General features: G+C 69.8%; 18 protein-coding genes. 7 read left to right on the forward strand and 11 right to left on the reverse strand.

Features of this window, described 5'->3' with window-relative positions; translation table 11 throughout:
- Positions 1-129 precede the first annotated feature (129 nt).
- Genes K9S39_RS09230 through K9S39_RS09255 form a run of 6 tightly spaced genes read left to right on the forward strand, consistent with a single transcriptional unit; the run spans position 130 to position 9,484 of the window.
- On the forward strand, positions 130-1,623 hold the full coding sequence (locus K9S39_RS09230; protein ID WP_248868669.1) for a pyridoxal phosphate-dependent decarboxylase family protein: 1,494 nt from the start codon (positions 130-132) through the stop codon (positions 1,621-1,623).
- Positions 1,620-3,458 carry an IucA/IucC family protein gene (locus K9S39_RS09235; RefSeq protein ID WP_248862836.1) on the forward strand — a complete coding sequence of 613 codons (1,839 nt, stop codon included), beginning with the start codon at positions 1,620-1,622 and terminating at the stop codon, positions 3,456-3,458. The genes K9S39_RS09230 and K9S39_RS09235 overlap by 4 nt, the downstream gene beginning before the upstream one ends.
- A complete protein-coding gene (locus K9S39_RS09240; protein WP_248862837.1) occupies positions 3,455-4,870 on the forward strand; it encodes a lysine N(6)-hydroxylase/L-ornithine N(5)-oxygenase family protein in 1,416 nt (471 codons plus the stop codon). Before K9S39_RS09235 ends, K9S39_RS09240 begins: the two co-directional genes overlap by 4 nt.
- Positions 4,867-6,285 carry an MFS transporter gene (locus K9S39_RS09245; RefSeq protein WP_248862838.1) on the forward strand — a complete coding sequence of 473 codons (1,419 nt, stop codon included), beginning with the start codon at positions 4,867-4,869 and terminating at the stop codon, positions 6,283-6,285. Before K9S39_RS09240 ends, K9S39_RS09245 begins: the two co-directional genes overlap by 4 nt.
- Entirely contained in the window at positions 6,282-8,102 is a 1,821-nt protein-coding gene (locus K9S39_RS09250) for an IucA/IucC family protein (protein ID WP_248862840.1), read from the forward strand. The genes K9S39_RS09245 and K9S39_RS09250 overlap by 4 nt, the downstream gene beginning before the upstream one ends.
- On the forward strand, positions 8,099-9,484 hold the full coding sequence (locus K9S39_RS09255) for a glutamine synthetase family protein (protein ID WP_248862841.1): 1,386 nt from the start codon (positions 8,099-8,101) through the stop codon (positions 9,482-9,484). The genes K9S39_RS09250 and K9S39_RS09255 overlap by 4 nt, the downstream gene beginning before the upstream one ends.
- Before the next feature lie 83 nt (positions 9,485-9,567).
- Here K9S39_RS09255 and K9S39_RS09260 read toward each other — a convergent pair whose 3' ends face one another.
- From K9S39_RS09260 to K9S39_RS09290, 7 genes are all read right to left on the reverse strand, one after another.
- The gene (locus tag K9S39_RS09260; protein WP_248862842.1) at positions 9,568-10,524 is read right to left on the reverse strand and encodes an ABC transporter substrate-binding protein; all 957 of its coding nucleotides are present in this window, start codon (positions 10,522-10,524) and stop codon (positions 9,568-9,570) included.
- 223 nt (positions 10,525-10,747) lie between these two features.
- A complete protein-coding gene (locus K9S39_RS09265) occupies positions 10,748-11,608 on the reverse strand; it encodes an ABC transporter ATP-binding protein (RefSeq protein WP_248862843.1) in 861 nt (286 codons plus the stop codon).
- A complete protein-coding gene (locus tag K9S39_RS09270) occupies positions 11,605-12,693 on the reverse strand; it encodes a FecCD family ABC transporter permease (RefSeq protein WP_248862844.1) in 1,089 nt (362 codons plus the stop codon). Before K9S39_RS09270 ends, K9S39_RS09265 begins: the two co-directional genes overlap by 4 nt.
- Complete coding sequence (locus K9S39_RS09275) at positions 12,690-13,718, reverse strand: FecCD family ABC transporter permease (RefSeq protein WP_248868670.1); 1,029 nt, start codon at positions 13,716-13,718, stop codon at positions 12,690-12,692. Before K9S39_RS09275 ends, K9S39_RS09270 begins: the two co-directional genes overlap by 4 nt.
- Positions 13,719-14,001: 283 nt before the next feature.
- Positions 14,002-14,178, reverse strand: a complete 177-nt coding sequence (locus K9S39_RS09280; protein WP_248862845.1) for a hypothetical protein — start codon at positions 14,176-14,178, stop codon at positions 14,002-14,004.
- Positions 14,179-14,393: 215 nt separating this feature from the next.
- A complete protein-coding gene (locus K9S39_RS09285) occupies positions 14,394-15,563 on the reverse strand; it encodes a cation:proton antiporter (RefSeq protein WP_248862846.1) in 1,170 nt (389 codons plus the stop codon).
- Between the two features lie 2 nt (positions 15,564-15,565).
- Complete coding sequence (locus K9S39_RS09290) at positions 15,566-16,045, reverse strand: cation:proton antiporter regulatory subunit (protein WP_248862847.1); 480 nt, start codon at positions 16,043-16,045, stop codon at positions 15,566-15,568.
- Positions 16,046-16,518: 473 nt separating this feature from the next.
- On the opposite strand from K9S39_RS09290, the gene K9S39_RS09295 reads away from it, so the two are divergent.
- Positions 16,519-17,523 carry an endonuclease/exonuclease/phosphatase family protein gene (locus K9S39_RS09295; protein WP_248862848.1) on the forward strand — a complete coding sequence of 335 codons (1,005 nt, stop codon included), beginning with the start codon at positions 16,519-16,521 and terminating at the stop codon, positions 17,521-17,523.
- 128 nt (positions 17,524-17,651) lie between these two features.
- Here the strand turns inward: K9S39_RS09295 and K9S39_RS09300 are convergent, their stop codons facing one another.
- The 4 genes from K9S39_RS09300 to K9S39_RS09325 form a co-directional block, all read right to left on the reverse strand.
- Positions 17,652-18,854 carry a PucR family transcriptional regulator gene (locus K9S39_RS09300; protein WP_248862849.1) on the reverse strand — a complete coding sequence of 401 codons (1,203 nt, stop codon included), beginning with the start codon at positions 18,852-18,854 and terminating at the stop codon, positions 17,652-17,654.
- Between the two features lie 20 nt (positions 18,855-18,874).
- Positions 18,875-20,656, reverse strand: coding sequence for a hypothetical protein (locus K9S39_RS09305; RefSeq protein ID WP_248862850.1), 1,782 nt, complete (start codon positions 20,654-20,656; stop codon positions 18,875-18,877).
- A 1,289-nt stretch (positions 20,657-21,945) separates the two neighbouring features.
- Entirely contained in the window at positions 21,946-22,983 is a 1,038-nt protein-coding gene (locus K9S39_RS09320; RefSeq protein ID WP_248862851.1) for a CBS domain-containing protein, read from the reverse strand.
- A complete protein-coding gene (locus tag K9S39_RS09325; protein WP_248862853.1) occupies positions 22,967-24,814 on the reverse strand; it encodes a DUF262 domain-containing protein in 1,848 nt (615 codons plus the stop codon). Before K9S39_RS09325 ends, K9S39_RS09320 begins: the two co-directional genes overlap by 17 nt.
- Positions 24,815-25,068 lie beyond the last annotated feature (254 nt).

Raw genomic sequence — 25,068 nt, forward strand, 5'->3', positions numbered from 1 at the left:
CGCCGGGAAACCGCGTCGGGGCAAACCGCCGGCATGCCGTCACGCGGGGGACTGAGCCTCGCGCCTGAACCCACCCCGGTGGAGACCGGTCTTCTCGACGAGGCCGTGGCCGGATTGCTCCCCGGTGCCATGGCCTCAGGCACGGGGATCCGGCAGACCGCGCTCTCCGGAGGCGGGCAGGGCCCCGGCGCGCTGGAGCCGCTGGTCCAGACCGTGTTGGAGGCGCTGGCCAAGGGCGCTGTGCGGCGCGGGGGCCCCGTTCCCGCCGGGACGCCCCAGGAACTGGCCGCAGACGTCGAGCGGGTATGCGCCGAGGCCGACGGCGATGACGCCCTGCACCGGCTGACCGAACTCCTGGCCCATGGCAGCGCCGACCCCGCCGACCCGTCCTGCGCCGCGCATCTCCATTGCCCGCCGCTCGCCGTCGCCGTCGCAGCCGATCTCGCCGTCTCCGCGCTCAATCCCTCCCAGGACTCCTGGGACCAGGCGCCCGCCGCCACCGCTGTGGAGACCCTGCTGTTGCAGGAGTTGGCGCAGCTCGTCGGGTACGACCCGGCGGAGGCTGCCGGTGTGCTCACCTCGGGCGGCACCGAGTCCAACCTCATGGGCCTGATGCTCGCCCGCGACCGTGTGCTCGGCCGCGCGGCCGCGCGTCAGATCGAGCTGAGCGGCGTGCCGGGCACCGGTCCCCGTCCGCGGATCTTCGCCTCCGCCGCCGCGCACTTCTCGGTGCAACGGTCGGCGGCCCTCCTGGGCCTCGGCGAGGACGCGGTCATCCCCGTCCCGGTCGACCACGAGCTGCGGATGAAGCCTGAAGCGCTGGCGACCGCCCTCCGCGACTGCGTCGCGCGCGGTGAGGTGCCGGTGGCCGTCGTGGCCACCGCCGGAACGACCGACACCGGTGCGATCGACCCGCTGGGCACCTGTGCGGCGCTGGCCGCCGAGCACGGCGCCTGGCTGCATGTGGACGCGGCCTATGGCGGCGGTGCCCTGCTGTCCGACGAACTCGCCCCGCTGGTCGGCGGCATCGCGCTGGCCGACTCCGTGTCCCTGGACTGGCACAAGCTGGGCTGGCAGCCGGTCGCCGCGGGCATCTTCCTGGTCCGGCGGGCGGAGACCTACGCCTCCCTCGCACGACGCGCGGTGTACCTCAACCCGCAGGACGACGAGGAGGCCAGCTACCCCAGCCTGCTCGGCCTCTCGCTGCGCACCACGCGCCGCGCCGACGTCTTCAAGATCGCTGTCACGCTGCGCACCCTGGGGCGTGCGGGCTTGGGCCAACTCGTGGACGCCTGCCACGAGCTGGCGCGCGGCGGTGCGGAGGCGGTACGGGCACATCCCAGGCTGGAGCTGCACGCCGATCCCGTCCTGACGGCGTTTCTCTTCCGCTACCTGCCCGAGGGCGCCGATCCCGCACACACCGACCAGGTGAACGCGGCGCTGCGGCGCAGGCTGCTGCGCGAGGGGCGGGCGGTCGTCGGCCGCACCGAGCTCCCGGGCGAGGGGCCGGGCCGGGTCCGCCTGAAGCTCACACTGCTCAACCCGCACACCACCGCCGCCGAGGTCGAGCGGCTGCTTCACGCTGTCGCCGCGGCGGGCCAGGCCGAGGAGGAGAACCAGTGAACCGGCCCAACGATGTCGGGCAGTCGGCAGCGGCGGTGACGCCCGCAGACACGCTGGCGGCCCCCGCAGCCGGCCCGGACCCGCTCGACGCCGCCGACGCCCTGCGCGCCGGCGACGCCGCCGCCATGGAGACGCTGCTGCGCGCCTACGTACGCGAGACCGGAACCGAGGTCCCGCCGACCGGCCAGGCGCTCCTGCTGGATCTGCCGGCCAGCCGGCTCACGTTGTCGGTGCCCGTGCGGTACCGGTCGCCCACCGGCTGGCACCGGTTCGGTGCGCCGTGCGTGGCCACCACCGAGGACAGCCACGGTGTCCCGGCCGATGCGGCCCTGGTGGCCGCCGGGCTGATCCGGGAGACCACGCTGGGCCGAGGTGTGCTCCCGCACCACGGGGGTGACGCCACCGCCCGGGTGCTGGACTCCGCCCGGCGCACCGCCACGCACCTCGCCCGCCGGCGCGCCGAGGGCGAGCACGGCCGAGGGCCGACGCCGTTCCTCGACAGCGAGCAGGCGTTGCTGCTCGGCCACCCCTTCCATCCCGCGCCCAAGAGCCGCGAGGAGGCGTCCGACGCCGAGCTGGACGCGTACTCCCCCGAGTTGCGTGGCTCGTTCCCGCTCCACTGGTTCGCCGCCCACCCCGACGTCGTCGTCGGTGGGAGTGCGGACGGCAGTTCTCCCGCGGAGCTGCTGCGGCCGCTTGCCGCAGGGCTGGAGGTGCCCGACGGGATGGTGCCGGTGCCCGCCCACCCGTGGCAGGCCCGCGAGGTCCTGGCCCGTCCGGAGGTCGCCGCGCTTGTGGACGCCGGACTGCTGCGTCCGCTCGGCGCGGCCGGACCGGCCTGGTATCCCACCTCCTCCGTGCGGACCGTGCAGCGGCCGGACGCCGAGGTGATGCTGAAACTGTCCCTCGGCATGAGGATCACCAACTCCCGGCGGAACAACCTGCGCAGTGAGATGCGTCTCGGCGTGCGGGCCGCACAGCTGCTGGCCGCGGGCCCCGCGGACTGGCTGCGTGCCGAGCACCCGGAGTTCGGCATCCTGCGTGACTTCGCCTGGGTGTCGGTCGGCACCGACGGACCGGAGACCGGACTGGAGACCGCGATCCGTGACAACCCCTTCCGGGGCGGCGGCGACGGCGCGCCGGAAGGGCTGTGCGTGGCAGGTCTGCTGGCCGAGCGGACGGGTCCCGGTGACGGCACCCCGCCGCGGCACCGCGCCTTGCTGTGTGAAGCGGCCGAGCGCGCCGCTCGCGCGTTCGGTGTCCCGGTGGCCGAGGCGTCGGAGCGTTGGCTCGCCCGCTATCTGGAGGTGCTGGTCATTCCCCTGATCCGCCTTCAGGCGCGGTACGGCATCGCCCTGGAGCCGCACCACCAGAACACCCTGGTCGCCCTCGACGCGCACGGACTGCCCCGCGCGGGCTGGTACCGGGACAGCCAGGGCTACTACCTGGCCGCTTCCCGCACCGCCGACATCGAGCGCCTCCTGCCGGGCGCCACCGACGGCGTCGATCTGGTCTTCGACGACGCCTTCGTCGACGAGCGGGTCGCCTACTACCTCGGCATCAACAACCTGCTCGGTCTCGTCGGAGCATTCGGCACGCTCCAACTGGCCGACGAGGGCCGCCTGCTGCGCGTACTGCGCGGCGCGCTGGAGCGGCTGCGTACGGCCGAGCCCACCGCCAAGGGCCTGCTCGACCTGCTGCTCGACGCGCCCGTGCTGCGCTGCAAGGGCAACTACCTGACCTGCGTGGACGGACTCGACGAACTCGTCGGTGACGTGCACACCCAGTCCGTCTACATCGATCTCCCCAACCCTCTTACGGAGGCCCAGCGGTGACCGCTCCCTCGTCTTCCCCCGACCACAGTCGCCCCTACGACCTGGTCGGCGTCGGCATCGGCCCGTTCAATCTGTCCCTGGCCGCGCTGGCGGACGGCGTACCCGGCTTCCGGTCCCTCTTCCTTGACGCCAAGCCGGCGTTCTCCTGGCATCCGGGACTGCTGATGGAGGGAACGACACTTCAGGTGCCGTTCCTCGCCGACCTGGTCACCATGGCCGACCCGACCAGCCCGTGGTCATATCTGAACTACCTCCGCTCCCACGACCGGATGTTCAAGTTCTTCTTCTCCGAGCGCTTCCACATACCGCGCCGGGAATACGACCACTACTGCCGCTGGGCCGCCGAGCGGCTGCCCTCGTGCCGCTTCGACGCCGAAGTCACCGCGCTGGAGTGGGACGAGAGCGCTGACGCGTTCGCTGTCGTCCACCGCTCCGCCTCAGGCGCCGAGACCCGCGTCCTGGCCCGTCAGGTCGTGCTCGGCGTGGGCACCAACCCCGTCGTCCCCGAGCCGCTGCGCCCGTTGCTGACCGACTGCCACACCGGTCGCATCCTCCACAGCGCCGACTACCGCACCTACCGGACGCGGCTCTCCGCCGCCGACGACGTCACGGTCATCGGCGCGGGCCAGTCCGGCGCAGAGGTCGCGCTCGATCTGCTCCGCAACCAGGACGGCGACGGCCAGGGCGGCCCGTACGTCCGCTGGCTGGCCCGCACCACGGCCTTCGCGCCGATGGAGTACTCGAAGATCGGCCTGGAGCACTTCACCCCGGACTACATCCGGTACTTCCGCCACCTCCCGGAGGCCACCCGAGAGCGGCTGGTGCGCGAGCAGTGGCAGCTCTACAAGGGCGTGAGCGAGGAGACGCTGGGCGAGATCTACGATGAGCTGTACGAGCGCACCATCGGCGGCGGCGAGCCGCGCGCCACCCTGCAGCCGGGCGTGGAGATCGTCGCGGCGGAGGCCGACGGCGAGGGGTATCTGCTCACCTGCCGGACTCAGCAGCAGGACACGCTCTTCGAGATCCGGACCTCCGCCGTCGTCTCCGCCACCGGCTACGCCGCCTCCCGTCCGGCCTTCCTGGAGTCGATGGGCGACCTGGTCGACTGGGACGACAGGGGCCGCTACCAAGTCGACGGGGAGTACCGGGTCGCGCTCGACCCGCGGGTCTCCGGCACGCTCTACGTGCAGAACGCCGAGATGCACACGCACGGCGTGGGCGCCCCCGACCTCACCCTCGGCGCCTGGCGCGCCGCGACCATCCTCAACACCGCCGCTGGGCGCAGCGTACTGCCCGTTGCCCCGCGGCAGGCTTTCACGACCTTCGGGGCACCGGAGGTTCCGGCGTCCGTCGAACCCGCGGCCCCGGTTCCGGACGAGACTGCCACCACGCCCTCTGGTACGCCGCGATGACGGTCGTGGAGAAGACCGGCGCGCCGGCCCCGGGGGGAACGGCGCGCCACGCCAAGACCGTGCTCATCTCCGTCATCGGCCTCCACCTGGTCGCCGAGACCGCACTGACACCGTTCCTCCCCCAGCTGTTCCAGCGGCTGTACGGCATCGAGGATCCGGAAGCTACCGGGCTGTACATCTGGATCTGCCGCATCGTCGGGCTCGCCGCCCTCCCCCTGTGGGGGCTGGCGGCCCGGCGTTGGTCACTGCACAAGCTGGTGCTGGCCGGGTTGTGCGGGTCCGCCGTTCTCGATCTGCTCCTCGGCCTGGCACCCAGCTATGCCGCGTACACGGTGCTGTCGACGCTCATCGTGACGACCAACAGCGCCCTGCTGCTGGCCTATCCGGCGTTCATCGCCGAGCACGGTGACGAATCGGAGGGCGGCGAGCGGGCCCGGCTGGCCGGGGTCTGCACTCTGGTGGTCGTCTTCCATCTGTCCGTCGTCGTCTCCACGATGGTGGGCGCGGGAGTCCTCTCGCTGCCGGAACCGCGCATCGGCATCTCGGCGTTCGCGGTCCTGGACACCCTCCTGGCCGTGGTCACGTACCGGATCCTGGGCCGACGCCCGGACCTGAAGACCGACGGCTCCGCCGCCGACGGTGCATCGGAAGCGGCGCCTGCCCGCGCCGGCGCGGCAGCCGCCCCCAGCGCGCGTTCTTCGAGCCGTGTCTCGTGGTTCATGATGCTCGCCTACGCCGCCCTGATCGGGGTCGCGTTCGACTTCTCGGTCAATGTGTCGCGCCCCTTCTTCACCGAGTTCTCCGACAGCCTCGGCAGCGGCTCGGTCGGGTCCGCCGTGCTGTTCTTCCTGCCCAGTGTCTCCGCGCTGGCCGTGCTTCCCTCGGTACGCCGCTGCTACGACCTGCTCGGTGACCGGCTGCTGCCGCTGGCTCTGACCGTGGGCGCGGCCGGGCTGGCCTGGACATGGCTGGCCGACGGCCTGCCGGGGCTGGTCGGCGGCCGGCTGCTGTTCGGCGTCGGGCTCGGCCTCGGCCAAGTCGCCGTCGAGCTGCGGATGTTCCGTGCGACCGGCACGAAGGGCCCGGCGTTCACCGCCGTGGAGACCGCCCGCTCCGCCGGTCTGCTGGCCGCACCGCTGGCCGCCACCGCCGCGGTCTCCTACGACCTGGCGCTGCCGCTTGCGGTCGCCGCGGCCGTACAGATGGGCGCCGCCGCCCTGTCCCTGAGGCGCACTCGAAGCGCAGCCGCCCCGGCATCGGCCACGCCCGATCCCGCCGTGTCCGAGGCCGGGGCGGCCAGGCCCGCCATTCCCAGGCAGGCCGGGCCGGTTGCGACCGCCCCGGAATCCCCAGGTCCCCGGCCTGCCCTGACAGCCCCCGCCTCCCCCGCGCACTCCGAGGAGAAGCATCGATGAACCGCACCACACGTGAAGCCTGGGCACAGGCGGGCGAACGGCTACTTGTCAAAGCCGTGGAAGAGTTCGCGTACGAGGAACTGCTCGTCCCCGAGCCCGACGCGTCGGCCGGCGCCCCGGACGCGTACCGGCTGGACCTCGCCGACCGTATCCACTGGACCTTCCGGGCAGCCCGCGGCACCTTCGGCACCTGGCGGCTCGTGCCCGGCACCCTGCGGCGGCACCCCGCGCCCACCGGCGGCACGGCCGGCCCCGAGCAGCTGCTGCTCGACGCCCGCCCGGCCCTCGGATGGGACGGGCCCACCACCGCCGAGGTGCTGCGCGAACTCACCGCCACCCGGCGGGCCGAGGCCGAGGTCATCTCCCGTGCCCTGCCCGCGGCCGAACTCGCCGATCTGGACCACCTCGACCTGGAGGCGCATCAGGACGGCCATCCGTGCATGCTGCTCAACAAGGGGCGGCTGGGCTTCTCCGCCTCCGACGCCGCCTCTTACGCACCTGAGGCAGCCGGTTCGGTGCAGCTGTTCTGGGCCGGCGTCCACAGCAGTCTCGGCTCCTACTCCGGTGTGCCCGGTCTCGACGCGGACACCCTGCTGACCGAGGAGCTGGACGAGGTCACCCGCAAGCGGTTCGCGACAACCCTTCAGCGAACGTGCGCCGAAACCGGCTACCACGCCGCCGACTTCTGCTGGCTGCCGGTGCACCCCTTCCACTGGGACGAGGCCGTCGCGACGCTCTTCGCCCCGTATCTCGCCGACGGCCGGATCGTGCTGCTCGGTGTGGGCCCGGACCGCTACCGGCCGCTTCAGTCCATCCGCACCCTGGCGAACCTGGACCACCCGCACCGCCGCAATGTGAAGGTGCCGCTGTTCATCCGCAACACCCTCGTCTGGCGCGGCCTGTCCACGAAGCCGACCGAGGCCGCACCCGATGTGAGCGCCTGGCTGCACGCCGTCCGCGACGCCGACCCGTATCTCCGCGACGAGCTGCGCTTCCACCCGCTGGGCGAGGTGGCGGGCGTGGCCGTGCACCATCCGCTGTACGAGTCGGTGAAGGACGCCCCGTACCGCTACCACGAACTCCTCGGCGCGGTCTGGCGGGAGCCGGTCGCTGCGCTGCTGGGCGACGGCGAGCGGGCCCGCACCATGGCCGCACTGCTCAAGAGCGGATCCGACGGCCGCGCTCTGGTCAGCGAACTGGTCGACAGGTCCGGGCTCGCCCCACGCGCCTGGCTCGACCGCTTCTTCCGCGCCCTGCTGCCCGGACTGCTGCACTACCTCTACCGGTACGGCGTGGCGTACTGCCCGCACGGCGAGAACACCGTCGTCCTCTACGACTCCTCCGACACCCCCATCGGCATCGCGGTCAAGGACTTCGCCGAGGACGTCAATCTGCTGCCCGGCAGCCATCCCGAGTACGCGGGCCTGTCCGAGCGCGCTGATGCGCTGCTGCTGCGCTGGCCCGCCGGCGAGCTGGCCCACTCGCTGCTCAGCGCGATCTTCGCCGGCCACTTCCGGTTCTTCGCCCCGCTGGCCGCCGAGCACCTCGGGGTTCCGGAGGAGGAATTCTGGGCCATGGTCCGCGCCGAGATCGAGCGCTACCACGCCCGCTTCCCCGAACTGGCCGACCGTTTCGAGGGCTTCGGCCTGCTCGCCCCGGAGTTCGACCGGGTGGCGCTCAACCGCGAACAGCTGCTCGGCGGTGGCTTCCACGACCGCGCCGAGAAGGACGAGGGCTTCGACGTCGTCCACGGCACCCTCGCCAACCCCCTCGCCGTCGCAACCGGCGTACCTCAGGAACCTCAGGAGCAGATATGACCACCTCGCCGTACGAGCGACTGCGCGCCGACGCCGAGGAGGGACGCGTAGAGGAAGTGATCGTCAGCGTCCCGGACCTCCAGGGGAGGCTCCAGGGCAGCCGCCTGTCCGTGCCCTATTTCCTGGACGAGGTGGTCGGGCTGGGGGTTCCCCCGACGGAGTCAGGGGGAGGCTTCGGCGCCTGCGTCTATCTGCTCGCCTCCGACGTCGAGATGGACACCGGTCCCGGATACGCCATCGACGCCTGGCAGAGCGGCTTCGGTGACTTCGTCCTCCGTCCCGACCCGGCCACGCTGCGCACCCTCCCCTGGGACCCGGGTACCGCGCTCGTCCTCGCCGACGCCGTCTGGCCGGGTGGCGAGGCCGTCGAGATCGCCCCGCGCCAGGTACTGCGCACCCAGCTCGACCGGCTCGCCGAGCGCGGGCTGACCGCCTTCGCGGGCACCGAGCTGGAGTTCCTCGTCTTCCACGAGTCGTACCGTCAGGCATGGGACCGTCGTTACCACGGCCTGGAGACGGCCACCGCCTACAACGTGGACTACTCCCTCCAGGGACTGGCCGGGATCGAGCCCGTGGTGCGCCGTATCCGCCGGGAGATGGTGCGCGCCGGGCTCACCATGGAAACGGCCCGAGCAGAGGTCCATGCCGGCCAGTACGAGATCGTCTTCCGCTACGACGAGGCGATGACCACTTGTGACAACCACGTCCTCTTCAAGAACGGCGCCAAGCAGATCGCCGCTCAGGAAGGGGTCGCGCTCACCTTCATGCCCAAGTACGACGAGGGCGAGGGCAATTCCTGCCACATCCACCTGTCGCTGCGTGGCACGGACGGCTCTGCCGCCCTCGCCGACCCGGCGGCGGAGGACGGCATGTCCGATCTGATGCATCACTTCGTCGCGGGTCAGCTCGCCTGTCTGGCCGACTTCGCGCTGCTGATGGCGCCGAACATCAACTCGTACAAGCGCCTTCAGCCGGGCGCTTTCGCCCCGACCGGCATCACCTGGGGCCGGGACAACCGCACCTGCCCGGTCCGCGTCGTGGGCTCGGGCCACTCGCTGCGGATCGAGCACCGGGTGCCCGGCGGGGACGCCAACCCCTACCTCGCCGTCGCCGCCGCGGTGGCCGCCGGCCTGTACGGCATCGAGAACCGTCTCGCCCTCCCGGCGCCGCACACCGCGAACGCCCTGGCCGATCCGTCGGTGCCACGGCTGCCCGGCACGCTCACCGAGGCCCTGCACCGGTGGGAGAACAGCGAGATCGCGGCCAAGGTGTTCGGCGAGGCGGTCGTCGGCCACTACGCACAGGCCGCCCGTACGGAGCTGGCCGCCTTCGAAAGGGCGGTCACCGACTGGGAGCGGGTCCGCGGCTTCGAACGCCTGTGACGTGCTGAGCCTCCGCAACGACTGCGGCCCTGGCCACGGATGTTCCGTGGCCAGGGCCGCAGTCGTCGTGTCCGGTACCGCCGTTACTTGAGGCTCTTTTCCATCTCGTCGAGGATCTGGTTGGCGCCGGTGTAGCCGATGCCGAGCATCCACAGGCTGTCGTCCACCTTGAACGCCTTCTTGTTCTTCACGGCGTCCAGCCTCTTCCACAGCTTGCCGCCGGTGACGCTGGTCTCCTTGGCCTTCGCCGGGTCACCGTAGGTGGAGTAGAAGATGACGTCGGAGTTGCCCTCGCTGATCCGCTCGGGGCTGATGTCGAGAGAGAAGCCGGTCTTGTCCACGTTGGCGGGCCGGCCGACCTTGAGGTCCTTGAGGATGCTGCCGACGAACGTGTCGTTCATGTACAGGCGGGTGTCCGCGCCTTCGATGAAGCGCACGAAACCGACCTTGGTCTTGGCGGCCTTGTCCGCCCCGCCAAGGGCGTCGGTCACCTTGGCGATGTGCTTCTCGTACGCGGCGACGACCTTCTTCGCCTTGTCCTTCTTGCCCAGCACGTCGGCGTGCAGTTCGAAGTTCTTCCGCCAGTCGGGGCCGGTCGTCTTGGTGAAGACGGTCGGCGCGATCTTCGACAGCTCCTTGTAGCTCTTCTCGTCGCGCTCCTTGCTGCTGATGATCAGGTCCGGGTTGAGCCCGTCGATCGCCTCCAGGTTGGGCTCCATGATCAGGCCGACGTTCTTGATGCCCTTGATCTGGTCCTTGGGGAGGTAGGTGGACATCGGCGCGCCGGCCTCGGACGTGACGGCACCAACCGGCTTGACACCGAGGGTGATGGCCGAGTCGAGGGCGTCGGTGTCCAGGACGACCACACGCTTGGGGCTGTCGGAAACCTCCACCTTGCCCATGGCAGTGGTCACGGTGTGCTTTCCGCCCTCGGCGGCCGACTTGGCGTCGTCCTTGCCGGAGCCGCATGCGGTGGCGGTGACGGCGAGCACGACAACGCCGGCGAGAGCGGCGGCACGGCGATTGAGGGATGGGGCCATGAGGGAAGAGCCTTTCCTGACGGTTGTACTGTCGGCGCGGGGGGTGAACTTAGGTAAAGCTAACCTTACAAAAAAGCCTGGGCAAGGCCGTCAACATCACAACTCGGACTACGCGGCGATACGCCCGACTTCGCCCCCGCCTGCACACCGAACGGGTATCCGCTCGCGCGAACGCGAATGCACGGTTGAACAGTTCCGAAGAGTCTGAAGAGTGCTGAAGAATTCAGCCGACCTCTGCCGAGACCGCTGCCGCGGCGGAGGCGTCTGCTGCGGCGGAGGCTTCCTCGGCTTTCTCTTGCCAGGGGCTGCCGGGGACGACCAGCGGGCTGCCGGTCACCGGGTCCGGTACGACAACCGATGCGAGACCGAAGACATCACGCACCAGATCCACCGTGACGATCTCCGAGGGGTGTCCCTGCGCGACGATGCGCCCGGCCTTCATCGCCACCAGGTGATCGGCGTACCGCGCCGCCTGGTTGAGGTCGTGGAGCACCGCGACAACCGTCCGGCCGCGCTCCCGATTGAGCTGCCGGACCAGGTCCAGCACCTCCACCTGGTGGGAGATGTCCAGGTACGTGGTGGGCTCGTCGAGAAGCAGCAGATCGGTCTCCTGCGCAAGCGCCATGGCGATCCACACACGCTGCCGCTGACCGCCCGACAGTTCATCGACGGGCCGCGCGGCGAGGGCGGTCACATCGGTGCGGTCCATGGCGCCGGTGACCGCCCGCTCGTCCTCCTCCGACCACTGCTGCCACCAGCGCTGGTGCGGCTGGCGGCCGCGCGCGACGAGATCGGCGACCGTGATCGCCTCCGGCGCGACCGGCGTCTGCGGAAGCAGCCCGATCGACTGCGCGATCGTACGGGTGGGTGTCCGGTCCAGCGCCGTACCGTCCAGGAGCACCTCTCCTCGCCGGGGTTTGAGCAGCCGTCCGAGGGCACGCAGCAGCGTGGACTTGCCGCAGGCGTTCGGGCCGACGATGACGGTGACGCGGCCGTGCGGGATGTCCAGGTCGAGGTCCTCGACAACCGTGCGTTCCTCGTAGGCCAGGGTCAGGTCGCGGGCTGTCAGCCTGCTCTCGGTCACGCTCTTCCTCCAGTACGGCTGCGGATGCTGCGGTCTTTCACAATGAGCCAGATCAAATACGGCGCGCCGACAGCTGCCGTCAGGACACCCACGGGCAGTTCGACCGGCGCGAACAGCAGCCGCGCCGGCAGGTCGGCGGCCACCACGATCAGCGCACCGAGCAGCGCCGAGCACAGCAGCGGGATCTGCGCCGTGCGGGTCAGCCGGCGGGCGATCTGCGGAGCGAGCAGGGCCACGAAGTCCACCGGGCCGGCCGCACCCGTCGCCACCGACGCGAGGAAGACGCCCAGCAGCGCCAGCCCGAACCGCGTCCGCTGCAGCGGCACGCCCAGCGACGTCGCGGTGTCGTCGTCGAAGGCGACGTTGCGCTGCGCCCGTGCGGCCCAGACCACACAGGGCACCAGGGCGAGCAGCGTCCAGCCGAGCGGTGCGGCCTCGTCCCAGCCGCGCCCGTTGAGTGAACCGGTGAGCCACACCTGTGCCTGATGGGCGACCAGATAGTCGCCCTTGGTGATGAAGAGATGGACGATGGACCGCAGTGCGATGGCGACACCGATCCCGATGAGCACGAACCGCGCCGCCTGCAGACCACCACGCCACGCGAAGAAGTAGACGAGCACCGCGGCGATCACCCCGCCCGCGACCGAGAAATACGGCAGCACGCCGAACGACCCGACACCGAACGTCAGGGCGCCGATGGTCAGGGCGCTGGCCCCTTGGGAGACGCCGATGATGTCGGGGCTGGCCAGTGGATTGCGGGCAACGGTCTGGATGAGGGCACCCCCGACCCCAAAGGCGGCACCGACCAGCAACCCCAGGACCATCCGCGGCAGTCGCAGCTCGCCGACCACGAAATCGGCCGTCGACGACCGGCCGGCCAGCGCGTTGAGCACCTCGCCCGGCTCGACGTACCTCTCACCGAGGCAGAGATACGCGAGGCAGACAGCCGCCGTGAGCGCGGCGAAGGCACCCGCGACCACCGCGGCACGCCTGTGGACGAGGAAGGAGGCGCGTTCGCGTCTCACGAGCCCGTACCCGTCAGGGCAGGCGCCCGCCGCCCGGCCCTCGATGAGCGAGGACGTCATGCGCTCACCGCCTTGCGGCGGCACATGACGATCAGGAACGGCACACCGATCAGGGCGGTCATCACACCCGCCGGCACCTCGCCCGGCGGGAAGAGGATCCGTCCGATGACATCCGACACGAGCAGCATGACCGGGCCGAGCAGGGCCGCCATCGGCAACACCCAGCGGTGGTCGCTGCCGACGATCGCGCGGGCGATGTGCGGAACGGCCAGGCCGATGAAGGCGATCGGCCCTGCGGCCGACACCCCGACGCCGGTCAGCACCGTCGCACCGATGCCGCCCACGATCCGTACGGCCGCCACGTTCTGACCGAGCCCCTTGGCAACGTCGTCGCCCAGCGCCAGGGCGTCGAGCCCTCGCGCCACCGACAGCACCAGTACCACGCCCACCACAAGGAACGGCCAGATCTGACCGGCCACTTCCGCGCTCCGCCCGGCGATCGAGCCGACCTGCCAGAAGCGGAACTCGTCCAGAGACGCGGCGTCCGTCGTCAGCATGCCCTGGATGACGGAAATGAGCAGTGCGTTGATGGCCGCGCCGGCCAGCGCCAGCTTCACGGGCGAGGCCCCGCCCCGCCCGCTGGAGGCGACGGCGTAGACGGCCACCGACGCGACTCCGGCACCGACGAACGCGAACCACACATAACCGGCGAGCGTGTGCACCCCGGCGAACGCGATCGCCAGCACCACACCCACCGCGGCCCCCTGGCTGATGCCCAGCACGCCGGGGTCGCCGATGGGGTTGCGTGTGATGCCCTGAATCACGGTGCCGGCCAGGGCCAGACCCACACCGACCAGCACGCCGACGAGGGTCCGGGGCACCCGCAGCGACCGTACGATCTCGGCGGCCTCGCTCGTACCGTCGTGCAGCAAGGCATCGAAGACCTCACTCGGGGCGATCTGGCGGGCTCCGACGGCAAGACTGAGCAGCACCGCAAGCAGCAGCGCGACAACGGCCGCCGTTGTCCAACCTATTCGGCGGCCGACGAGGGCGGCTCTCGGGCTGCTTGTCGTGGCGGCTGTCATCGCATCCATTCCGATGTCATGGCATCCATTCCGGCGTGACGGGATTCTCGGTGATCACATACTTAGGCGACCCTAAGTGTACGGGTGACTCCGCGGCCGCGTAACTGGCCGGAAGGAGGCGCATCCGCGAGCTCAAACGACAACGAAACCCACGGCATCTGCCCCATTTTCGCCAGCCATGAGCCGGAGCTCTCGCGCCAGGCTAGATCATCCACGAAAGGAAAAGCGCAGCGATAGCGCCACCCGCACCGGCGCCATGCATCCTCCCGCTCATGACAACGCCTCAAACGGAGCCACCTCGGCCCGGGCCCAGGTGTTCCTGGAAGCTCTGCGAGACGGCGAGACGGTGGAGCAGTCCGCGGCCCGAGCCGGTCCATCCCGAGGAGCCTTCCATCGGCTGACCGACGGCGCACCACGCGATGATGCCGCCGGTGAGGCTGCGGACATCACGATGCCCCATGCGCGGAAGCGACCGGCTCGGTGCGAGGACGCCGGATTCAGCCGTCCGCTCGTCATGCGCCCGGAGCCAGGCTGCTGCCTGTCCGGGCGACAGGAACAGCGAAGTGCCCCTCACCCTCATCCACACACGCACGGCGCCGTTCACCGGCCCCACCACGGACCGGTGCGCCGCAGTTCAGGAGGTTTCCGCACCTCCCGGCCCCCGAACGAACATCATCACTGGGTACTGCTGGCCGTTGTGCGGGCTTTGGCGGTGGGGAAGGCACCCGCGAAGCGGGTGAGGACCGGGCCGGTGATGGCGAGGACGAAGACGTAGGCGGTGACCAGGGGGGCGAGGTTGTCGTGCATCGTGCCGACCAGGCCGATGATGACGAGGGAGAACTCGCCGCGTGCGATGAGGGCGGTTCCGGCCCGGAGCTGACCGCGGCGTCCGACCTGTTCCCGCGAGGCGGCGTAGTGACCGGTGACAAGTTTCGTCACGGTCGTGACCGCGGCCAGTGCGAGGGCGGCCGGCAGGAGTGGCAGCAGGTCGTCCGGGCTGACGGAGATCCCGATGGCGAGGAAGAAGACGGCGGCGAACAGGTCCCGCAGAGGGCTGAGCACGGCGCGGCTGCGGTTGGCGGTCTCGCCGGTGAGGGTCAGTCCGACGAGGAAGGCGCCGACCGCCGCGGAGGCGTGGATGAGTTCGGCCCCTGCGGCCACGATCAGGGTCAGGCCGAGCACCCGCAGCATGAGTTGTTCGGCATCGGGGGGTGAGAGCAGTCGGCCGAGGTGGTGGCCCCATCGGTAGGAGGCGGCGAAGGCTGCGAGGACGGCGCCGACGGCGGCGAGGACGCCGAGTGCGGCTTGCCACCAGGGGCCGCCGGCGGCGAGGACGGCCAGGAGGGGCAGGTAGGTGGCCATGGCGAAGTCCTCCATGACCAGCACGGAGAGGATCGCCGGTGTCTCCCGGTTGCCCAGTCGGCGCAGGTCGGCCAGGAGCCGGGCGACGATCCCGGAGGAGGAGATGTACGTGGCGCCGGCCAGCGCCAGGATGCCGATGCCGTCCAGACCGAGCAGCCACCCGGCCACCGCGCCCGGCGCGGCGTTCAGCACCAGGTCGACCAGGGCAGAGGGCACGTGCCGACGAAGGCTGGCGGTGAACTCGATGAGGGAGAACTCCAGGCCGAGGGTGAGCAGCAGCAGGACCACGCCGATGGCGGCTCCGATTTCTACGAACTCGCCGGCGGCGGGGATGGGGGCGATGCCTCCCTTGCCGAGGGCCAGACCGGCAAGCAGGTAGAGCGGGACGGGCGACAGCGAGAACCGCCGTGCCACGGCACCGAGCACACTGAGGGCGGCGAGGATGATCCCGAGCTCGAACAGCAGCGTGATGGGCGTCTGCACGCTCAGCCCTGAACGATCTGTTCCACGCCTGCGATCCCCTCGCGGGTCCCGATGATCACCAGCACATCACCGGCTCGGAGTACCTGGTCCGGGCCCGGTGAGGCGATCACGTCCTTGCCGCGGACGATCGCCAGGATCGAGGCACCGGTACGGGTCCGCGCCCTGGTGTGGCCCAGCGGCTGACCCACGTAGGGGCTGCCGGCCCGCACCTCGGCCTGCCCCGACTGCAGTCCGGGCACCTCCTTGGTGAGATCGGCGAACCGCTCGGCGATACGCGGGGCCCCCAGGATCTCGGCGACCGTATCGGCCTCCTCGCTGTTGAGCCGGACCACGGGACGGGCCTCGTCAGGGTCACCGCCTGCGTAGACGACCAGTTCGAAATCGCCCGCCCGTCCCGCGACGATGCCGACGCGGTCCCCCTCGTGGTTGGTGAATTCGTAGCGGAGCCCGACCCCCGGCAGGAGTACCTCGGTGACGTCCATGCGCTCATCATCGCGGGATTGCGTAGGTCCGGCGGGCATGCACGTGAGGCGTGTCAGCCCCACGGGAGACGACCTCTGTAGTTGTTGTCGGGGCGCCGGCGCAAGGGTGAGCCCGTCCGGCCGCGCCGTCGGGCGGCCGGACGCCAGGCCAGGTGAACGAGGCTCGCCGGCCACATCACGATCAGTACGGTGAGCGGGAGAGCACTGGAGGCGGAGGCTTCAAGATCATCCCAGTGCCCCGTTGCCGCGTATCCGGGTCATACCCCTCAGCGGGTGGGGGCCCAGGCTCGTCCCGGTACGGCCGGTCCAAGCGACGCGGTCACGACTCCGCGGGGCGGAATCCCCTTCACGAACCGGTCTTTGCAGGGCCACGGCCCGTTCTTCCGTTCTCAGCCGTCGAGTGCTGGGATCTTGCCATGCCGAAGACGCCGACGTACGAGAGAATCCCTGGCGGTCGCGCCCGCCCTCGCCTGATGCGCGGGGCCGCCACCGTGCTCGCGGCCGGACTGGCCTGGACCGCCGTGCCCGCGCCTGCCGCTGCGCGGCCCACTGCCGCGCCGGAGTCCATGCGGGTCCTGTCCTGGAACATCTTCCACGGCGGCAAGGACGCGGAGCTGGGCGGCGCGGAGAACCTACCGCGCGTCATTGATCAACTCGTCGACATCGCGCCGGACGTCTTCTTCTCCATCGAGACCTACGGCTCTGCGGAGGACATCCGCACCGCTCTGTCCGCACGGGCGGGCAAGGGCCGCTACACCGCGGTACGGGTCACTTCGGGCAGCAGCGACAACCTGTGGGTCTTCACCCGCTACACAGTGGTGACGACCTTCCCGAAGCCGACCGGCAACGCGGTGAGCGACTTCAACATCGGGGGTGCGCGCGTGCAACTCCCCAGCGGGCGGAAAGTGAATCTCTTCGACACCTGGCTCTCGTACACGAACCCATGGATCGGCGACATGATCGACACCAATGCGCACGATCTGCAGGCGGGTCGCACGCCCCGCTACACCCGGCAGCAGGTGGCCGCGGCCGAGGCAGGGGCGCAACTCCCGCAGATCCGGGACGTCGTGCACCGACAGGTGCCCGCCATGCTCGGCGGAAACACCGATCCGGTGCTGCTCGCGGGCGACTTCAACACCGTCCCGGCCGTCGACTGGAACGGCCGTTGGGCGCACTGCGCGGACCACTTCGGCATGAGCTACGAGCTCAGGACCACCGAGGTCCTCGCCGACGCGGGCTTCCGGGACACCTATCGTGAGGCGAACCCGGACGTGTGCGCCGCGCCGGGCCGGACCTGGAGCCCGCAGCCCGAGCACGCGTCGTTGATCACCCCGGACCGTATCGACTTCATCTTCGCCAAGGGGGCCCCGGTGCAGGTGCGCGGCTCGTACACGGTGGACGAGCGGCTGCCGCAGCACGAACCGGGCCGCTTCTACTCCGACCACGCCGCGGTCGTCACCGACCTCGTCGTGAGCTGATACGACGTTCCGTCGGGTCCCACAGGTCCCGGGACGCTCCGAAGGCCGGCGCGTCACCGCGGTGGTACGGGCGGCCCGGGGAAAGGCCGATGTCGCCGCGGAGTTCCGCCGGGGACGGAGCCTCCGGCTCAGCGAGCCGGACCTTCCGTGAGGTCGTGGACGGTCAGGGCCGCGGCCAGGAGCCGGACGCTGTCGGGGTGGGCGGGATTCAGGCCGGTGAGCGCGGCCACCCGGCGCAGCCGGTAGTTCAGGGTGTTGCGGTGCACGTGGATCGCGCTTGCGGCCTGATGGCGGTTGTAGCCGTGCGCCACGTACGAGCGCAGCGCTTCGGTCAGGTGCGGATGGCCGGCGAGCGGGCGGAGCATCGCCGTCAGGCGGTCGCGGGCAGGGCCCGGCCGGGAGAGCTGGTGCTCGATCAGGACGTCGTCCAACCGGTACAGGCCGAACGGCCGGCCCAGCCGTGCGGCCAGGTCCGCGGCCTCGCGGGCCTCCCGCACGGCCGCCGGAACGGCCTGCAGGTCAGGGGCCGAGGCGGCTCCGGCGTGCACGTCGCCGCCGATCCGGGCGACCAGGTCGGCGAGGCGTTTGAGCTCGGTGTCCAGAGTCGTCTCGTCGGCCGACACCAGCACCGGCCCGCCGGTGGCGTCCAGGGCCGCCAGCACGTGGCCTCCGGCGGGGGTGTGCGCATCGAGCTCGGCCTGCACCAGGCGCAGCATCCGGCGGGTCGCCACCGCCGAGGCCCGGTCCACGGTGGGCCTGGGATGCAGCACGAGGATCGCGTAGCACGGCGCGAGGTCCAGGCCGGCGCGTTCGGCCAGCTCTGCGAGGCGGAGCTGGTCGTCACCGGCGAGCAGGGCCGCCACCAGAGCCCGCCGGACCGCGCGCTCCTCGCCGTGCAGGGCCTGCTGTTCCTGGATGTAGGCGTCGGTGACGACAGGGATCATGCTCTGCAGGTAGCGGACGGCGCGCGGCCCGGCGGCGATCAGGGCATCGGTGTCCTCGGGGCCGGCCAGCTCGCCCAGCATTTCCAGCGCCACCCGGGCACCGGTGTGGCAGGCCGCGAGTATCGCGTCCAGGGGGATCCGCTCCTGGGCGCGGCGCGCGGCGGAGGACGCAAGCTCCGCCAGCTCCCATTGCTCGGGCTCCCGGTCCCCCCGGACCACCCGGTAGAACAGTCGCATGTTGGTCGCGGCGGTCTCGGTGATCTCGCCGTCGAGCAGCTCGCGAGGCAGCACCCTGTAGAACGGCACCTCGGCGGCGAGTGTCGCGGTGATCCGGGCCGCCGCCTCGGGGATCCGGGCCGCCGCGCGCCGGTAGAGCGGAGCGTCCATGCAGGGATCGTAGTGGGCGGCTAGCCCGACCGCTTGACGACGAAGTCGGCGAAGGTCTTCGAGACGATTTCCGGCTTGCCGTTGTTCTGCCTGGCCGCGGCCGCCGCCATGTCGATGTGGTGGTAGCCGCGTGCGAGGACGGCGTCCTTGGGCACCAGCCCAATGAGCTGCCAGTACTTGATCGGGCTCTCCTCGGCGATGGCGCTCACCTGCGGATTGCGCTTCGGGCCGTCCTCGTGCTTGAGGTGCGCCAGGTCACCGGAGCGGACCCCGGCGAGCGCCAGCCCCCACTCGACGGCCAGCCGGGTCGGGAAGTACCACTCGTCCACGTCGGCCGGGCCGGGGCTGGACAGCGAGACCGCCAGCTGCTTGATGTCGGTGACCACCTTGCCCGGCGTCACGTACGGCTTGCCGAGGTCGTCGACCTGCTTGGGCGCGTCCGGGGCGCCCACCTGGTCGTAGTTGCGCCACCGGTACAGCTTCTTGGTGTCCGTGGGCGCGTACTGGTTCACCAGCCCGGCGGTGTTGGCGAGCAGATCGCCGAGGAACGGGATGTGGCCGAGCTGTCCGGGGACCGGGAAGTACTTCTGCCCGACCGGCCCGCCGTCGAGCGTGCCCAGGCCGAGCTGGAGCAGGCCGAGCGGCTGGGAGGCGCGGTTGAGCATCACTCCGAGCGCGGCCTCCCCGGTGAAGCGGAAGTCGCGCAGCTGGGGTTTGCCCGAAAGGAACTGGCCGTAGGTCCGGGAACTGGTGAGCCGCAGGGCCAGGTCCACCTGATCGTCCTTGGGGAGCCGCTTGTAGACATCGGTCTCGCGGTTGCCGTCGTAGCGGGCGGCGAGGCCGAGCAGCGCGACGGTGGCGAAGACCTTCGGCGACATGATCTGGGTGAAGCCCAGGCTCCGCGGGCCGTTCTTGATGACCGCGTTCAACGTCCCCAGGGTCGGGCCGCCGAGCGTGTCGAGGACCTGTTTGAGGAAGGGGAACGAGCGGAGGGCGAGCGGATCGGTGCTGATGAAGGTGTCGATGGAGAAGTACCCACCGCGGCACAGCGACCATCCGGGCGTGCCGTTGAAGTCCCAGGAGGCGAACATCGCCGTCAGCGGGCCGCCCATCGAGTGGCCGCCGCACAGCGTCCGCCGCGGGTTCAGCCCGGCCTCGGAGATCAGGGCGTGCCAGTCGTCCATGGTCCGGGCCAGCCCGATGTCGCCCAGCACACCGAGCTGCTTGTCACTCGGCCAGCCGGCGAACTTGTGCCCGTCGACCTCCTTGCCGTGCCAGTAGTAGTCGATGGCGACGTCGGGGTTGTGGGTGCGGTTGGCGGCGTCCAGACCGCGGTGGTCCTCCAGGCAGTTGGCGCGCCGGTCCATCGCCCAGTACTCGACGTGCTTGCCCTTGGCCAGGGCCTTGTCGACGGTCTGGGCGCCGTTCTGGGTCAGCATCGCCGCGCCGCCGGTGAAGCCGGGCATCGAGGTCATGACGGCGTCGGCGGCCTTGGAGTCACGCGGCCCGCTCTTGGCGCGGAAACGCAGGTAGCCGATCCAGTCGCAGGCCTCGGGGTGCGGCGCCCCGCCCATGGGGACGCGCAGTTTGACGTAGGTCTCCTCGACCGTGTCGGGGATCGTCGGGTCTTTCACCACCGTCTCGACCCGTTCCGTCTTCGCCTTCGGGGCGGCCGAGGCGGAGGAGGGGAGAGCAGCCAAGGCGGGGCCGGGCAGGACGGCCGCCGCCACCACGGTGATCAACGCCGCGATCACGGCACCGATGACGCGGGCTCGTCGATGAACTCGTCGATGTGGGGTCACGACAGCTCCTTTGCACAGCGCCGGGAGCGGGCAGTGCGCACATCATGGCGGTGGGCACCCTCCCGGTCTGTATGCAGGCAGCGCAACCTTTGGGCCACCGCCTTGTGCAGACCGACGAACAGGCGGCCCCCGCTGCCATACCGCTCCACCAGCCCCACCCGATGGGCGATGTTCCCCAGAAGCAGCTCGCGGCTACCTGTCCTAGGCGCCCCGCATGAGCACCTTTTGTGCGATATCGCGTGGGTTCTCCTGATCCCTGCTGAGCCCCCGACCCCGTGGCCAGGGGGTTCTTCCTCATTTGAGTGCTCTGCGGCTCTGTGACGTCACTTCGGGATTCCTGAAGCGCTCGGGCCCTGTCCGACCGTTGTGCAGTCGGGCTGAAGACGAGGAGGCTTGGGTTGGCGGGGCTGGCGGTCGTGCGGGACCTGCGTGAGGGATGTCCATGAAGGCGCGGAACTCTTCGACGATCGCTGCCATCTGCTGACGTCCAGGCGCCGACGCAACTCGCGGTCGTCGGCGAGCCGTTCCCGTACCAGCGCGAGCAGTTCATCACGGGGCAGCGATTCCAGCCATGCCTCCAGAGCTCCGGCCCTGGAGGCGGCAGCGGCCCGCTGCCGCGGAATCAGTCCACCTGCCGCAGCACCATGAGACCCACCGCAACGCGGTGCTTGCAGAAGTTGCCCGCTGGCCGTACGGGCAGTCGCACTCGCCAAGCGGCACCGTCAGCCCCAGTCACACGACCGGGTGACCAGTTGCCCACCGACCCGGCACCGCCCTGCTGACCAACGCCATCGTCGGCGGAACCCCCGCCCATCGCCGCGAATTCCCCCAGGGCGACACCCCACAAGGGCCCGACGACTGGGTCGCCCGCGCGGTCCTCGATTCCGCCCGCCCCCTCTCCCGCGAGGCCCGCTATCTGCCGGCGGAGGAACCCGACCTCCACGACGTCGCGCTCCACCACTCCGTACTGGCCGCGATCGCCGGCGGCAACGCCTCACCCGGCGGCACCGCCGACTACCTCGGCCGCGAATCCACCGACCTGGCCCACCCCTCAGCGGCATCACCGGCGCGCCGCCCCGCGGTGCCGCGCAAATCGATGCCCAAAGGCACGAAGCGAGTTGCGCCCTCCTGACGGCACCGGCACAGTGCGGAGTCATCCCATTCGGCAGGAACCTTGGGTGGACACGCCGGCAGCGCGTACCCGGCGACACGCCTCCAGTCAGCCTCGGCGTCGTCACGAATTCATGCCGCGGGCAAGCACCACCGCCCATGTCAGGATCGATCTTCCTTCAGGCGGTATTCGCTCCGTAGTCCGGGTCGTACAGCCGCAGCATGGATACGAAGCGGTCGAGCAGGTCGAGTTGCTCATGCCTGAGCGACGGCGCGTTGAAGTGCATGACCGTGTTGCGGACGTCTTTCACGCGACTGAGCAGTCCGACGAAGTGCTCCCTGTCAACACCGGGCCAGCCCAGTTTGCGCCAGCGTTCCTCATTGTCCAGGAGCCGGATGTACTCGCCGAACATCATCTCGTCGACGGATGTCTTCTTCTTGTGCACCTTCTGGACGTCAGCCTCACCGTAGACCCGGCCCAGAGAACGCCGAAGTCGCCGCTCAATCTCCCCAAGGGTGAAGAAGGGCCGGGCGACCGCACCGAACTCCCCGGCAAGGTCAGCAGAGGTGACGATGCCGCTCACCCGCCCGTCCGCAGTTCGGACCAGGACGAACTCGTGGGCCTGGATGAGCGGTAGCACCGGCAAAAGGTGAGCCGACGCATTGACGATCTCGTACTCGCTGGTGATCGCACTGGCGAGGCACGGCTTGCGACCGGTCGCGTGCATATGGGCAATCGATGCCCAGGTAATGACCCCATGCAGAGTACCTGCGATGTCGAGCACGGGAAGTTGTGAATATCCGTGCTCCGCCATCCTTCCCATCGCGAGCGGGAGGGGATCGTCAGGGGCGATCGATGTGACTCCATGGGCAGATGGCAGGTCGTGGACCCGCATCGCCGCCTGCGGGAACATACCGACGGATTCTTCGATGTCCTCAGTTCCGTCGGCGGCCTCCGGAGCAGAGCCACTGTCCGCATCATCGGTGCCGACGCACCCGTCCTGCTCACGAGTGACCGGGACGACGGCAATCTTGTCGTCCAGTGCCCCGACGGCAAAGTCCGGCACTGTGGTCAGGCCGACATTTCTCAGATCGAGTTCGACCTGCGGGACGGACACGTGGTCACGGATCCGGAATCCCCACAAGGACAGGATGTCGCGGATCGGCAGGGTCGTACCTTCCAGCCCTTTGACGGTCGCGTCATCCGGCGTAGCCATCGCTCGCCCCCTCACGGACCGCGGCTTTGCCCATCTCCCGCTCGACGAGTCCCAGAAGTCTGACCGTCCGGTCCCGGTAGAAAGCCTCGAAGTCGTCCGTGCGCAGCGTCTTGGAATCAATCAGATGAGTGCTGACGATGTCATCGAACCAGTCGCCCGGACTACCGGTATGCCGTTCGAAGGAGGACAGGAAGGCCGAGGGTTCGCTGGTCCCCATGATCTGCTGCGCACGGTAGGACAGCGGGGTCTTGTTCACAATGCTGTTCATACGGGTGCTGTCCATGCCGTTGTGCTCGAACCACGTCTTCGGGAAGACCTGACGGATGTCCACGTACTGCCCGATCACCGACTGCTCGCTGATCGGCTCTCCGTGGAAGTACCAGTCAATTGCCCCATCCTTGATCAATAGAGCGTAGATTCCCTTGTACGCTGCGCTGTTGCGAGAGGAGAGCCGGTGCAGGCGCTGTTCCTGGAAGGTCGCTTCCGTGAGGGTGTCGGGCTCCGGACCACCGTCCCTGATCCAGCTGACCACCTGCTCGACATCCCGGACGAACCGGGTGTCCGTGACCCCTCCGTAGAGCTCGCCGAGCACTCCACACCAGTACCAGCGTGCGAGCCTTTCATGGACGCCCGGGTCCTCCACCGTATCTCCGAGGATGACCCCGATGGCCGCAAGGGGGACCACCTGAGATCCATAGGGCAGGTCGCGCTCACGGAACACATGCTGTTTAGCCAAAAACCGGCCGACCCAGGAGAGCGCTTCCGCCGTTTTCGGGGCGATCTGCGTGTAGTCGGCGAGCGGGAGGTGCAGCAGATCCCGACGTTTACAGCTCACCGCCGGCGGATTCGTCGCACCCGGATTCTCTGCCAGGAAATCCCGTTTACGCCGGTACGTTCGCACCAGAGCGATGGCCTGGAGAAAATCCAAACTGGTGAGCCCGGTCTCCTGGCCGCTCTCCTTGTCCAAAGTGCCGAACACCGGGTAATCGGAGCACAGTGCGGCCTTGATCGCCCGCCAGTCCTCGATGAGGCTGAAATCCTCGCCACCGTTTCGCTCGGCATACAGCGCGTCACCCGCGTAGGTCGCTGTGAGCAGTTCGAATACGTTGAGGACGACGCCACCGGTATTCACCCGCTCAAAGACCGAGCACACCGCCTCCTTGCGGGTTTCCTTCGGCAGACGGATCAACGGGACCTTGAACCCCTTGACCGTGTCGATGACCCGGGCCTGGAACGCCGACCACAGGTCCCAGCGGTCGTCGGCACCGCTGACATAGGCACGGTGCCACTTCCCGGTCTGCTCCGGCTCGAAGAGCAGATTCAACGGGAACAGACCGCTCTCACACTCTTTCTCCCGCGTCGCAAGGTTCCAGGCCGTGCCACGGCCGAACGCGCCCCGTACGATCCGGTCCTCCGGGACAGAAAGGATGGCCTCATCCCGGTCCGCCGTGTCGTCCACCGCCTTGGCGATGTCGATGTAGTACCAGCGCCTGAGCGGCTTGTTCCGCGCACCGGTCGTCTCCACCGGACGCTCCGATTTGAGCGCCTGGAACAACGACGTCAGCCGCTGCTGTCCGTCGAGGAGCAGCTGTTCCGGGACGACGACCGGGTCCACCCCGGTGCCATGCAGCGGCCGGGCCTTGAACTGAGCCTCACCGCCGGTCTCCAGCGTCATGGCAACACCCAACGGATAGTCAAGCGTCACTGTCGCCAACAGGGCACGGATCCGATCGTCGTCCCACTTCCACTGCCGCTGGAAGTCGGGGAGCTGGATCCTCCCTTCCGCGACGTCTTCCAGCATCTTGCCCAGGCTCGGCCCGTCCAGCGCCACCCCACACCCCCAGTAACAAGGACGCTTTTCTGCGTCACGAGGCAGACATGTTACTGGCCGTCACTTCACCGCGCGCGGCGTTACATGATCTGCCGGATGGCACCCTTCGAAGTGCACTGTGGACGGCACCGCACGCCTGTCGACATGTCTTCTTCATCCAGCCTGCTGGCGCTCACGCCGAGGCCGGCATCGACGGCCGCGCGGTCGAGTTCGCGGCCGGTGGCGAAGGCATGCAGGTAGGGCAGGTCGACGGC

This window comes from Streptomyces halobius, assembly GCF_023277745.1.
In the GTDB taxonomy this organism is placed as follows: Bacteria; Actinomycetota; Actinomycetes; order Streptomycetales; family Streptomycetaceae; genus Streptomyces; species Streptomyces halobius.